The organism is Tolumonas lignilytica, assembly GCF_000527035.1.
Classification (GTDB): domain Bacteria; phylum Pseudomonadota; class Gammaproteobacteria; order Enterobacterales; family Aeromonadaceae; genus Tolumonas; species Tolumonas lignilytica.
In genome coordinates, this window is record NZ_AZUK01000002.1 from 259,889 (window position 1) to 273,010 (window position 13,122).

Sequence of the window (13,122 nt, forward strand, 5' to 3'; positions counted from 1 at the left end):
GGTGGGATTTTAAAGTGATGCACCGGCACGAGCGGCCTGATCATAAACACCTGCCAGCATGCGTAAGAGTTGGGCGGTATTTCCAATATCTTCATTGCTGATACCTGTCTCTAATAAGATCTCGATCAGGCAACGTTCACGTATCTCACGATATCGCTGACATAAAGCGACGCCAGACTCGGTGGCAGAGAAATAGACTTCTTTGCCGATTTTCTCACTGGAGAGATAATCCATTTTTACTAACTTCTTCAATGCATAAGACGCAATATGGGTATCTTCAATATTCAAAACAAAGCAAATATCAGCCAGTTTCTTTGCAGTGGCTCTGTGTGTAACATGGTGAATTAATTGAACTTCAAGTGATGTCATCTCTTTTTCACCGGCTGCAGACATACAGCGAATCATCCAGCGGTTGAAGGCGTTATGTAACACCGTCAGACCAAATTCAAACTCCGACAGCTCTCCGGCTCGCTCTGAAACCAGATGTGAAGACGAGACAATTTTAATGTTCTGCTCTGCCATAACGACTCCTTCCGTTGATGTCTCAGTGTAACACTGCATCGGTTGACTCTTTGTACTTTATATCTGTCGGCGTATGCTTTGATGTGATTATATCTATAAATTATCGATAAAATGTAATTGTGGCCTCGAAATTGCCTTTTCTGTTTGAAAAGGCTGTATTGCAACAGCGGAGGATCAGAATTGAAAAAAGAATCCGTCCAAATCTATTGGGTGAATGAACAAGCCATCACGATCCAGGCTCCAGCGCCCGTATCGTTAGAACAACAGCAGCGCATGTGGGCATTGGGTGCTTCTTTTCAGGCCAGAGATGGCATCACCGAAATTGTACCGGGCATGAATAATCTGACGCTGGCATTTGATGAGTCGCGGGTGGATGGCGAGTGCTTGATGCATGAATTGCAGCAAGGCTGGTGCACTATCAATGTTTCTGCTCAGTCTGGTCGACTGGTGGAGATTCCAGTGCGTTACGGAGGCGAGTGGGGGCCTGATCTGGCGGATATCGCTGCTCATACCGGATTGAATGTGGATGAGATTATTCGTATTCACAGTGAAGCTGAATACACCGTGTTTTTTATTGGATTTCAGCCGGGTTTTGCTTATTTAGGTGGTATGCCAGTAGAACTCACAACACCACGCCGTTCGTCACCAAGACAAGCTGTACCGGCTGGTTCAGTTGCTATTGGTGGCGCTCAGACGGGAATTTATCCAAAAACATCTCCGGGTGGATGGCAGATCCTAGGTCATACCGATGTCGTGTTGTTTGATCCGTCGAGAGATGAACCATCACTGTGGATGCCGGGTGACCGAGTGAAGTTTGTGGTGACGGAGGTGGCTCATGCCTGACAGCAAACTGATTGAAATTATACAGGCTGGTCCACTTGTGACAGTACAGGATTTAGGGCGCTATGGTTCGCGTCATCAGGGTGTCAGCCGTGCCGGAGCGTTAGATGGTTTGTCATTACGGATTGCCAATCGACTGGTCGGGAATGCTGATGATGCCGCTGGGCTTGAGATGTTATTCGGCAATACGCGAATTCGTTTTTTAAAAGAAATCTGGTTTGCATTGGCGGGGTGTGAATGTTTCGCCACCTTGAATGGCAAGCCGGTTCATCTGGGCTGGACGAAGCGAGCTCGGGCTGGTGACGAACTCTTCATCAATATGCCCCGCAACGGTTTGTGTGCTTATCTGGCATTCGATGGTGGCATTGTTGTACCAGTTTTGATGAGCTCTCGGGCAACGGATGTGCAAGGCGGTTTTGGCGGCTGGCAGGGGCGTAAATTACAAAACGGTGATCTATTACCAATTGGTAAGAAAAATCCGAAACAGCTGAAAACGCGTGGTGTATTACTGCCGGTCCTGAATCAGGTGGTACGTGTGTTAGCTGGCCCGGAGGCAGAACAATTTGAACCATCGGTCCAGGATGCTTTTTTCTCTCAGGGCTGGAAGATCACGGCAGACAGTAACCGAATGGGATTTCGTCTGGAAGGCGACACGCTGCACCGTCGTGAATCGGGTGATCTCCTATCGCATGGTGTTTTCCCTGGCACGATTCAGGTACCACCGAACGGTCAACCAATCATTCTGGCTGCAGAAGCTCAAGCAACGGGCGGTTATCCACGAATTGCCAGCGTGATTCAATCCGATCTGTGGAAATTAGGGCAATTACGGCCTGGCGCCTTTGTTCATTTCGAGAAAGTGAGTCTAACTGAGGCTGTGCAAGCGAAACAACAGCAACAACTTTATCTGACCCGCATCTCTCTGGCGTTGTCGGCAAAAACATAGACTAGGGATACAGAAATGGCACAAGTTGACTTAAATTGCGATATGGGAGAAAGCTTCGGCGCTTACCAAATGGGCACCGATCTGCAGATTATGCCGCTGGTGAGTTCGGCCAATATCGCCTGCGGATTTCATGCGGGTGATCCGAGCGTGATGCATAAAACACTGGCGGCTGCAGTTGCACAAGGTGTTGCCATTGGTGCGCATCCGGGCTTACCTGATTTAGTCGGGTTTGGTCGCCGGAATATGCAGATCACCCCTTTGGACGCCTATGACATGGTGGTGTATCAGGTCGGCGCTTTAGCTGGGTTTGCAAAGGCCGCAGGTGTGAGTCTGCATCATGTCAAACCGCATGGCGCACTTTATAACATGGCAGCAAAAGATCGTGCATTAGCTGATGCGATTGCTCGCGCTGTGCGAGATATCGATGCCTCTCTGGTGTTGTATGGCTTGGCTGGCAGCGAACTCATTCGTGCTGGTGAAGCTGCTGGCCTGAAAGTGGCGAGTGAAGTGTTTGCCGATCGTTCTTATCAGGCTGATGGTTCATTGACACCTCGTTCACATCCAAATGCCCTGCTGGAATCGGATGAAGACGCGGTGAAGCAGGTACTGACGATGGTCACGGAAAACCGCGTGAAGGCAGTCACAGGGGAGTGGGTTGAACTTGAAGCAAACACCATCTGTATTCATGGCGATGGTGCACATGCCTTGAGCTTTGCACACAAAGTGAAAGCAGCGCTGCTACAGGCTGGTGTGGAAATTAAAGCAATGTATGCCTTTCCCACTTGAAGTCGCAACGGAGCTGGCAGCGTTCATTCCCCCAATTACATAGTTTATTTATGCTCATGGGGTCTCTTCACTTGCCACCCCCTGCGGCTCCAAGTTGTTTGGGGATGGTTCAATTGAGAGCAATCATGAGTGGGTCATCATCGCTTTCATCATCTTCTCGACTCTAGTGTTTGCGCAAGTAGCACAGTCGATATTTAGTCACGACGAAGTGGCTGGCACATGCAATGTACGCCGCCGCCACCTTTGGTGATCATATTGATATCCGGGTCAAAAACGGTGAGCCCGTGTGCAAGGCACTGCTCTTTTAAGGTTTTACTTTCTGCGGGTAACAGCACGCGCTCGTTACCCAAAGAAACGATATTGCAACCCAGTTCCATCGCATCTTTATAGGGCACATCGATGAAGTCGATATTTTTTTGCTTCAGCCAAGCGAGCACATCATCGGGTAATACAGCAGAACAGACTGCGGCTAGCTTATCGGCCACCATGACGCATTGCACATCCATATGCAGGAAGTGTGGGTCAAAGCGGCCAATTTTAAATTCCCAGCCCTCTTTTTCAAACCAGCCCTTAACTTGTTCGGCTCCCGCGAGACTGGTGCGTTCTCCAGAGCAACCGCACAGCACTGCACCGGGCTCAATCAACATAAAATCGCCGCCTTCAAAAGTGCCGGCGCTGACCACATCAAAAATAGGGATCTCTTTTTCGCGATAAAAATTCAGCACCGAAATCCATTCTGCCCGACGCCATGGGCTATACATTTGACTGATAATCGGCCCCCAAGGGGTCATTACCGATGAGTCGCGTGCATAAATCGAATAGGGTTGATCAGCCTGTGCCGGAAGAATATGCACATTCACATCGGCCTGACGATAAACATCAAGCATCTCTTGATATTGCGCTTTGGCAACCGCAGTATCAAATTGCACACCATCGCGCATATGCCGACGAGAGGTAGCATTACCATCGCGCCATGAGAAATGATCAATCGAGCCGACTAACACATCACGTAATACGCCAGTTTCTGAGTTGATTCCCCACTCTTTAAGAGTCGGTGTTCCACCGTTTATCTGTCTTGATTGTAAAAATCCGTTCATAAAAACATCCTTTTTAATAAGTCGATGCAGCGGTTAAATTGAGTAGTGCATGCAGTAATACATTCGCGCCAGCGGTCAGTTGCTCAGGAGAGGCATATTCGGCTTCGTTGTGAGAGACCCCGTTGCGGCAGGGGATGAAAATCATGCCAACGGGGGCAATGCGAGAAAGGTAAACTGAATCATGTCCTGCACCCGACACCATCGATAGCGAGCGATAGTTGAGCTTATGAGTTGCGTTTTCAATCGCCTCAATGCACCGAGCATTAAAATGCACCGCAGGCGATCGCCAGACAGGCAATACATCAATTGATACATCGCCAGTTAGCTGCTGGCAGAGAGTATAAAAATCAGCAGTCATCGCTTCTAATTGCAATTGATCTGGGTGGCGTAAATCGACAGAAAAAATCATCTGGGAAGGCACCGTGTTTCTTGCGCCAGGCAAGGCTTTGATATCCCCAATCGTTAAGCGAGCATGTTCTCCATAGCGTTCTGTTAGCGCATAAAGCTTATTGAGTAGCGTAGCGCCAACTAATACCGGATCTCGTCGCATCGCCATCGGTGTTGGTCCAGCATGCGTGGTTTCGCCGGTGATGGTGACATCAAACCAGTTCATACCTTGCACACCCGTTACGATGCCGATTTGTAAATCTTTCGATTCCAATATGGGCCCTTGCTCGATGTGCAGTTCTAATGCGGCAAAAATAGGGAAGGGCTGGCAGGGGGTGTCGCCCAACTGCTGTGAAGAAACCAACGCGTCATAAACAGTAACACCCGATTTATCGCGAGATTGATAGATATCGGCTTGTTCCAGTGCACCACAAAAAACGCCAGAACCCATCATGGCGGGCGCAAAACGAGCACCCTCTTCGTTGGTCCAAACGGCAATTTCCAGAGGGTGTTGTGTGGTGATATTGGCATCGTGCAGTGTTGCGATGACTTCCAGCGCCGCCAACACACCATAAACACCATCAAAATGGCCGCCAGTGGGCTGGGTGTCGAGATGTGAACTCATCAAAATAGGGGAAAGTGAATTATCGGAACCAGACCAACGAACGAACAGATTTCCCATCGTATCTCGACGCGCTGCGCCACCAAGCTGGTGACACCAATCGAGAAAGAGTTGTCGCCCACGTTGGTCTTCTTCGGTCAAGGCTTGGCGGTTACTGCCACCTTTCGAGGTCATTCCAATATCGGCCATTGCAGCGATAAATTGCACTAAACGAGTTTGGTTAATACTTAATTGCGATAACGTCATGATGCGCTCATCGTGGGGATCATGACGTGATGCTAACTAACCGACGGCGTTGTCGCTATCACCCTCTTGAGGTATGCAACCATAGATGACGTGCTTTATTTCTTGATAAGCAGCTAACCCCCAAGGCCCTAACTCTCTGCCTAAACTACTTTGCTTATATCCGCCCCATGATGTTTGCGGAAAGATCACTTGCGGCGAATTGACCCACACCATGCCGACTTGTAACTGACGAGCAATCGAGTGAGTTGTCGTTTTATCTTTTCCAACAATCGATGCAACTAGTCCATATTCCGTGTCGTTGGCTAGGCGAATCGCTTCATTCTCATTATCAAATGGCATTACGCACATCACCGGGCCAAATATCTCTTCACGCCAGATTGGGCTGTTAGTAGTTAAACCGGTCACAATAGTTGCCGGAAAATGATAGCCTTCCGCCGATGGTTTCTTGTCACTATTGATGACCGATAACCCAGCCTGCTTGGCTTGTTGAATGTAGTTACTAACTCGCAGCCACTGTGTTTCATTGATAATTGGGGGCATTTCGTAAGCAGTTATCTGCTGTTTTAGTCGCTCTAAAAGTGCGTGGTAACATTGTTTGTCTACTAAAACACGAGATGTTGCAGAACACATCTGACCGGCATTAAAAAAAGCACCACCGAGGGCTAACTCAGCAGCTTGGTCAATATCGGCATCAGCTAAAACAATCAGAGAAGATTTTCCACCCAGCTCAAGGCTAACGTATTTTATTCCTCTGCTTGCTTGTCGCATGATGTGCTGGCCAACTTTATTGCTGCCAGTAAATGAGATTTTATTAACATCCGGGTGCGAGATCAGTGCATCACCAATATCAGCCCCTTTGCCTGTGACCAAATTCACCACACCGTTTGGCAAACTTGCACTCGCAATGAGACGCATCAGTGCGATCTCTGCAATCGGTGTTATCTCGGATGGTTTTAATATCACTGTGCATCCCGCTGCTAATGCGGGTGCCAACTTCCATGATGTTGTCACCATCGGGAAGTTCCAAGGCATGATCAGTGCTGCAACGCCAATCGGTTCTTTGCTTAATGTGGCGCTAAACTCTTGCGATGGCAGAGCAACATCAGTTTCATTCTCGAGTGTTAAAACGTAATCAGCGTAATAACGGAACGTGCTGATCACATCAGATACATCTAACTCAGCTTCAAATAATGGTTTACCGGAATTCAATTGCTGTAATTGAATTAATGCCTCTTTGTTTTTTTCTACCAGAGCTGCAATACGTAATAAATAGCGACTTCTTTCGTGAAACGTACTATTACCCCAAGTAGAAAAAGCTGCTTTAGCTGCTGAAACGGCATCATTGACTTGTGTTAATGATGCCGTGGTTAGTGTTGTTATCACTGACTTATTCGCAGGGTTAAGCACCTGAAGTGATTCCCCCGCACCATATAACCACTGGCCGTCGATATAGACACTCTTTGTATTCTGAAATGACGTAATCGATATCATTATTGATTCACCTCTCGCGGGGATAGGTGTTCATGAATACATAACCACCTATGATCAGCTTGCTTTTGAAACACGATCGATTCCCGTTCTGTTACTGTTTGAATGCCATCGCTCGTCTTAATTTGTGTTTCGACACAATGCGTAAAAATGGCCGTATCATCAAATACACTAATTTTTTGTTCTGACGATCGACAATCCATGACATGAAAACCGAATTGCGTTTCCCATTGTGCCCAACATTGCTCATAAGCTTCTCTTGACGAAAGCGCGATTGGGTTGTTGTAAAATAAAAACGTGGCATCTGGATGAAAACAGGCGAAATAGGCGGCGGTATCATGTCTGGAAAATGCATTAATTAATGATTCTGCTGCTTGTTGAATCGCTTCAATAGGCGATAAATTGCTCATAGTTCAACCCCTGTTTCGGTTTGCCATGTGCCCTTATTTTCCATGTTTGAGGTTGAATCTAATAAAGCGCCTGACGGGCCATACACTTCCGCTGGTTCAGGAAATGCTAGCAGTAATATCGGATAGGTGATCGCTGGTAGTAATAACGCGACAATCAAAGAGACATCGATGCCATTCGCTAAATCACCCAGCGGACCAACAAATTGCCCCGGAATATTGACCGTCATGAGAGCGATCGCAGCAGAAGGGATCCAAGCAAACATGCCGCGCAAATTCCACCCGTGATAAAACCAGTAAGTACCGCCGCGCTGCCCGCGGTTAAATACTTGCAGATCGTCTTTTAAATAGAATCCTCTGCGGGTGATGTATCCAATGGTCATTATCACCATCCATGGTGTGGTGGTCACAATGATCAACGTGACTAAAGTGGTAACTGATGCCACCAAACTAAACGCAAAGCGCCCTACAAAAATAATCATGATGGATAATAAACCGATCAAAATTGTCGCTTTGATGCGGCTTAGCCCTGGGAACACACTTGAAAAATCTAGCCCTGTACCATAAAGCGAAGTAGTTCCTGTCGACATGCCACCGATCAATGCAAGCAATATCAATGGTAAGAAAAACCACGATGGAGATACGGTAAGTAGCCCGCCGGTGTAATTCATGCTTGTAATAAACTCAGGTGTTTTTTCAGCAATGATAGCAGTGGTCACTAAACCAAAGATAAATGGAAGTAACGTAAAACCTTGAGCTAATAATGTCGCTAAGATGATTTTTATACGGGAAGTTTGAGAGGGTAAATAACGAGTCCAGTCACCAAGAAATGCGCCGAAAGAAATCGGGTTTGACATGACAATGAGTGTCGCGCCGATAAAGGTAGCCCAGAAACCAGCATCGCCCATATGCATACCCGCACCGGCAAACCCGGCATGGAACTGATCACCAAAAGCGAAAAATCCAACAGCAAAAACAACGGTAGCTAAAGTCACGGCAATCTTATTGATCAGCAACATAAATTGAAAACCGTAGATACAGATAACTAAAACGGATACTGCAAAAACACCATAAGCAATAGCGAACATCCATTCGTTTGGCTGTGCGTCAATGATCCGGCATATCGCGCCGACTAATGCATCGCCACTCGACCATACACTTAATGAGAAAAAGCAAATGGCAGTTAAAAGACTGAGGAATGAACCGACAATGCGACCTACAACCCCGAAATGAGCACTCGATGAAACAGCATTGTTGGTGCCTGTGTTGGGACCAAAAATACCCATTGGCGCTAAAATAAGTGCGCCAATGAATATGCCTGTCATGGTTGCTGCCAACGCTTGGTAAAATGACAAGCCGAATATGATTGGAAAAGAGCCTAACATGGCGGATGAAAGCGTATTGGCTCCGCCCCATTGCAAGCGAAGGAAATCGAATACAGAGGCATTTCTTTCCTGCTCAGCAATGGGTTCAATACCATTAAGTTCAGGGTTAGTAATACTGATTTTTTTAGCGTTGTTCGTGTTCATACTCCCTCCTTGGGTTGGAATGAGGAGCTCGATAAAGCCGAATTCCTACAGCAACATCCTAGAAGGAAATATGTCGATGCAATATCACCCTCTTGAGGTAGAAAGGCGAGATTAATCAGGCTGGAATATCGCTTAAAATCTCTTCAAACAGCTGGGATAACAACTCTTTTTGCGACACCACTTCAAGTTTTGCATAGATGTTTTTGCGGTGAACTCGTTCGGTTTCAGGTGAGATAGCTAGCACTTGCGCGGCCTCTTTACTTGAATAACCACGGATGAGCAATTGCATCACATCTTGTTCACGACTAGTTAATTTATCTTGGCCGTAATTGAGGAGTCGTTGCTTCAATGCAGCATGAGACGTGGGGTCGGGATGGCGTTCAGCATGACGTCGTTGATCATCGAGTTGCACTGCGGCTTGTAAAATGGGCGATAGCGCTTTGAGTTTGTCTAAAACGCGTTGATTAAATTTTGCTAAGGTTTGTGTGCGCCCCAGTGAAAGCAAATAGCTGAAATTGTCATAGCCCTGCACCACAAAACAGACTTCATCGATTAGTCGGGATGGGCGGAAGTAGTTGTCATAATAAGCGCTATCGTAAAAGCCATCAGGCGCGATTTCATCTAACGAGACAAAGCCATCTTTCCCCCGCATGCAATAGTCGTAAAAAGGGCTCAACAAATAAGCGCCTTGAATATAGCGCTCCCACACGGCCAGATCCGTATTAGCAAAAGAGGAACTCAGCACCTGCGGGGCGGAGCTGGGGTGATAAATCAACATCACGTAGTCGTCAAAACTAGCGGCACTGCGTAATAAATAGGTTAGTTTATCGATAAAGTTGGGTTGCCCAACGGCAAGAATTAAATCAGCAACCCCATGAATAAGAGAGTGATCGTTTAATGAATTACGTGTGCTCATTGGCGATAGAGAAACCACTGATGACTCCAGGTAAGACAGTATATAGCGGATATCGCAATGAGTCGGCAACCAATAATGAATTGATTGATAAGAAAAAAGATGACCGGAAATCAGATTGCCGGTCATCAAAGGATGATATCTATCAGTATTACTTAGCAGCCCATGCGTTAAAACGACGTTCTAACTCTTCACCGTGATCCAACCAGAAGGCGGCATCAATTGCGACGGCATTTTTCATGTTTTCAGCAGAAGTTGGTAATTGGGCTGCCAGTTCAGGCGCTAACATGGCTGCCGCTTTTTTGTTGGTGGGGCCATAAGGGATGATTTTGGCGTATTCCACCTGTTTCTCTGGTTTTACGACGCTGGCAATAAATTGCATGGCCAGATCTTTTTTCGGTGATCCTTTCGGAATTGCCCAATAATCTTGCTCGTAAGTGTTGGTATCCCATGCCATCTTCAGCGATGCGTTGCCTTCTTTAATCGCATTCGCGATACGACCATTGTAAGCGGTGGTCATTACAACATCGCCAGAAACCAGATATTGTGGCGCTTGTGCACCGGCTTCCCACCATTGAATATTGGGTTTCAGCTCATCGAGTTTCTTGAATGCGCGATCAACCCCTTCGGATGTTGCCAGCACTTTATAAACATCAGCGGCTTTTACACCATCGGCCTGTAATGCAGCTTCAACCGCGTATTTTGCCGTTTTACGTAAACCACGTTTGCCTGGGAATTTTTTAGTGTCCCAGAAATCAACCCAAGAAGTTGGTGCGGTTTTCAGTTTGTTGCTGTCGTAAGCCAGCACAGTTGACCAGACAAACATACCCACACCGCACTTTACGGCGGAACCCGCTAAGAAGTCAGTTTTGGCGCCAACAACTTTGTAATCAATTTTTTCAAATAAGCCTTCATCACAACCACGCTGAACTTCTGATAATTCAACTTCTACGGCATCCCATGACACGCTTTTTGATTCCACCATAGCTTTGATTTTTGCCATTTCACCGTTGTATTCGCCAGCGACAACTTTGGTGCCAGTCTCTTGGCTAAACGGCTCATAATAGGCTTTCACCTGCGCATCTTTATTAGCGCCGCCAAAAGAGATCACTGATAAGTCATCTGCCAGCGCGGCATGCGACATAGCGAAACCCATCATTAGGGTTAATAATTTCAAAGAAGTATTCATCTTGCTGTCCTTGCTTTTGATATATGCGCTAACTCATTGATTCGTTAGTTTTTCTAGAAGCTGAAATGACGATAACATCATCAGATAAATAAGATATATACCCCAGATGGGGTAGGTAGTATGAAAATCGTTCACCTGAGCAGTTCAGTAAAATATTCTTTTCGTGTTGACATGATGGTGCGAGATTAAGGTATGAATCCTACGCCGAAAAATGCCGCCTTATGGGAGCAATTAGCTCTTCCATTTATTTGAATGATATATATTTACTTACTTCTCATCATTTCCCAAAATCTGCGCATATTTGGTAAAGTAAGACTCAAATATGAAATTTCCGTTTGAATCATGCCAGTACTCAAACCAACGATATCTTTCTATTCTGCCCGAGCAGTTGAATTATCTAATCAATATGAACGTGTTGATTTTGAAGCCGTACATCATGATTGGCTGGCGTTTATTCCAACTGAGGGTATGGTACTTGATGTCGGCGCAGGTTCAGGAAGAGATGCCCGTTATTTGGCATCGAAGGGGCTAAGTGTTGTTGCGGTAGAACCTGCGGAAGAACTACTGGCTTTAGCAAAGCAAAATGCGGTTGGACTGAATATTCATTGGGTAAATGATGCATTACCCGAACTTCGGGAAGTATTCAGGCTGCAAACCAAATTTGATTTGATATTACTGAGCGCAGTCTGGATGCATATTCCAGCCTCAGAGCGGCAGCGTGTATTCAGAAAGTTAAGTTCATTGTTGAAACCAAATGGAAAAATAGTTTTATCGCTTCGACATGGCCCAAGTCCAGATTCGAGAGTGATGTATCCGGTCTCTTCGTCTGAACTTGCCGCGTTTGCGACACAATATGGCTTGCACTTCAAAGTATTATCTTCGGAAAAGAGAAGCGATCAATTAGGACGTAATGATGTCAGTTGGGAAACCATATTACTAATTTTGCCTGATGATAGTACTGGCGCATTTCCATTAATCCGTAACATCGTAGTGAACGATGCCAAAGCATCAACCTATAAACTGGCATTACTACGCGCATTGCTGCGAATAGCCGAAGGTCATCCTGGTGCGGTTACTTTTCAAAATGACACGGTTATCGAATTGCCATTAGGTTTAGTGGCTTTGTATTGGCTGAAACTCTATAAGCCATTAATCGACCGACCAGATCGTATGCAGCAAAGTAGTAATTCAGGAAAAGGACTTGGGTTTATTAAACCGATGGGGTGGGAGCGACTTGCTGAAGTTGCCAACAACGATTTTTATATCGGGGCCTGTTATCTAGACGCAAATATAGCGCAGGCAGTACATCAGACACTGAAAGACATTTCTAAAACAATAAAAGAGATGCCTGCTAAATACATTACCCTACCTGGTACAGATCAAACTGTTTTTGAAGTGGAAACAAAACGCATTTCTATACCTAAAAATAACATTATTCTTGATTCTGAATATTTTCAGTCGTTTGGCTCGATGAATGTGCCCAAACAAATTTGGGATTCACTCGTTCGCTATAGTGTCTGGATTGAGCCTGCATTAGTGAATGAATGGTCATCATTGATGGCGGGTTATACTTTGAATCGCCAGCAAGCTTTTACTAAAACTGATTATCTCAATGCGTTGAATTGGGAAGATCCACAGCGTTGCACTACCAGAGTTCGCGACCGAGTGCATCAATTACAAAGAAATTCAGAGGTAAATTGCTGTTGGAGTGGTAAGTCATTACAAAACCAACAATTTGCCATCGATCATGCATTTCCTTTTGCGCGTTGGCCGAATAATGACTTGTGGAATTTATTGCCAAGTAAAACATCACTCAATTTACAGAAAAGTGATCGATTGCCTACATCAGGAAAATTACAGCAATCAAGAAGTTTTATCGTGACTTGGTGGCAACAGGCATGGCGTGATAACGAAAATGAGTTCTTCACGCAAGCGGCATTTGCATTACCCGGTATACAAAAAAGTCAGCAGAATTTTAATGATGTATTTGATGCGATGACAATGCAACGAGATCGTATTAAAGATTTGCAGCAATTATCAGATTGGTGCTGATAAGCGAAGTTAATTTATAAGGCTGGTTCGATATCTTATTGATTACCGATCCTTGCGCTGATTCTTATCATTAAACTCTAATGATCGCTGATGCGAGTTTA

Annotated in this window: 12 protein-coding genes; 4 read left to right on the forward strand and 8 right to left on the reverse strand. The window is 45.8% G+C overall.

Annotated elements, in window-relative coordinates; translation table 11 throughout:
- Positions 1-9 precede the first annotated feature (9 nt).
- Complete coding sequence (locus tag H027_RS0116235; RefSeq protein WP_024873485.1) at positions 10-522, reverse strand: winged helix DNA-binding protein; 513 nt, start codon at positions 520-522, stop codon at positions 10-12.
- A 180-nt stretch (positions 523-702) separates the two neighbouring features.
- Between H027_RS0116235 and pxpB the strand changes: the two genes are divergently transcribed.
- The 3 genes from pxpB to H027_RS0116250 are packed head-to-tail and all read left to right on the forward strand — an operon-like array spanning position 703 to position 3,091.
- A complete protein-coding gene (pxpB, locus tag H027_RS0116240) occupies positions 703-1,365 on the forward strand; it encodes a 5-oxoprolinase subunit PxpB (RefSeq protein WP_024873486.1) in 663 nt (220 codons plus the stop codon).
- Positions 1,358-2,305: a 5-oxoprolinase subunit C family protein gene (locus H027_RS0116245; RefSeq protein ID WP_202593504.1), complete on the forward strand. Its 948-nt coding sequence runs from the start codon at positions 1,358-1,360 to the stop codon at positions 2,303-2,305. The genes pxpB and H027_RS0116245 overlap by 8 nt, the downstream gene beginning before the upstream one ends.
- Before the next feature lie 15 nt (positions 2,306-2,320).
- On the forward strand, positions 2,321-3,091 hold the full coding sequence (locus H027_RS0116250) for a LamB/YcsF family protein (protein ID WP_024873488.1): 771 nt from the start codon (positions 2,321-2,323) through the stop codon (positions 3,089-3,091).
- A 194-nt stretch (positions 3,092-3,285) separates the two neighbouring features.
- Here H027_RS0116250 and H027_RS0116255 read toward each other — a convergent pair whose 3' ends face one another.
- The 7 genes from H027_RS0116255 to H027_RS0116285 all read right to left on the reverse strand — a co-directional run bounded on the left by H027_RS0116255 (position 3,286) and on the right by H027_RS0116285 (position 10,969).
- The gene (locus H027_RS0116255) at positions 3,286-4,188 is read right to left on the reverse strand and encodes a dimethylarginine dimethylaminohydrolase family protein (RefSeq protein WP_024873489.1); all 903 of its coding nucleotides are present in this window, start codon (positions 4,186-4,188) and stop codon (positions 3,286-3,288) included.
- A 13-nt stretch (positions 4,189-4,201) separates the two neighbouring features.
- Positions 4,202-5,443 (reverse strand): Zn-dependent hydrolase, encoded by a 1,242-nt coding sequence (locus H027_RS0116260; RefSeq protein ID WP_024873490.1) that lies wholly within the window; start codon positions 5,441-5,443, stop codon positions 4,202-4,204.
- 36 nt (positions 5,444-5,479) lie between these two features.
- Complete coding sequence (locus H027_RS0116265) at positions 5,480-6,934, reverse strand: aldehyde dehydrogenase family protein (RefSeq protein WP_051449056.1); 1,455 nt, start codon at positions 6,932-6,934, stop codon at positions 5,480-5,482.
- Positions 6,934-7,341, reverse strand: coding sequence for a YybH family protein (locus H027_RS0116270; RefSeq protein WP_024873492.1), 408 nt, complete (start codon positions 7,339-7,341; stop codon positions 6,934-6,936). Before H027_RS0116270 ends, H027_RS0116265 begins: the two co-directional genes overlap by 1 nt.
- On the reverse strand, positions 7,338-8,867 hold the full coding sequence (locus H027_RS0116275; RefSeq protein ID WP_024873493.1) for a purine-cytosine permease family protein: 1,530 nt from the start codon (positions 8,865-8,867) through the stop codon (positions 7,338-7,340). Before H027_RS0116275 ends, H027_RS0116270 begins: the two co-directional genes overlap by 4 nt.
- Positions 8,868-8,982: 115 nt before the next feature.
- Positions 8,983-9,783 (reverse strand): LuxR C-terminal-related transcriptional regulator, encoded by an 801-nt coding sequence (locus H027_RS18115; RefSeq protein ID WP_024873494.1) that lies wholly within the window; start codon positions 9,781-9,783, stop codon positions 8,983-8,985.
- A 148-nt stretch (positions 9,784-9,931) separates the two neighbouring features.
- Entirely contained in the window at positions 9,932-10,969 is a 1,038-nt protein-coding gene (locus H027_RS0116285; protein ID WP_024873495.1) for an ABC transporter substrate-binding protein, read from the reverse strand.
- Between the two features lie 342 nt (positions 10,970-11,311).
- Between H027_RS0116285 and H027_RS0116290 the strand changes: the two genes are divergently transcribed.
- Positions 11,312-13,021 carry a class I SAM-dependent methyltransferase gene (locus H027_RS0116290; RefSeq protein ID WP_024873496.1) on the forward strand — a complete coding sequence of 570 codons (1,710 nt, stop codon included), beginning with the start codon at positions 11,312-11,314 and terminating at the stop codon, positions 13,019-13,021.
- Positions 13,022-13,122 lie beyond the last annotated feature (101 nt).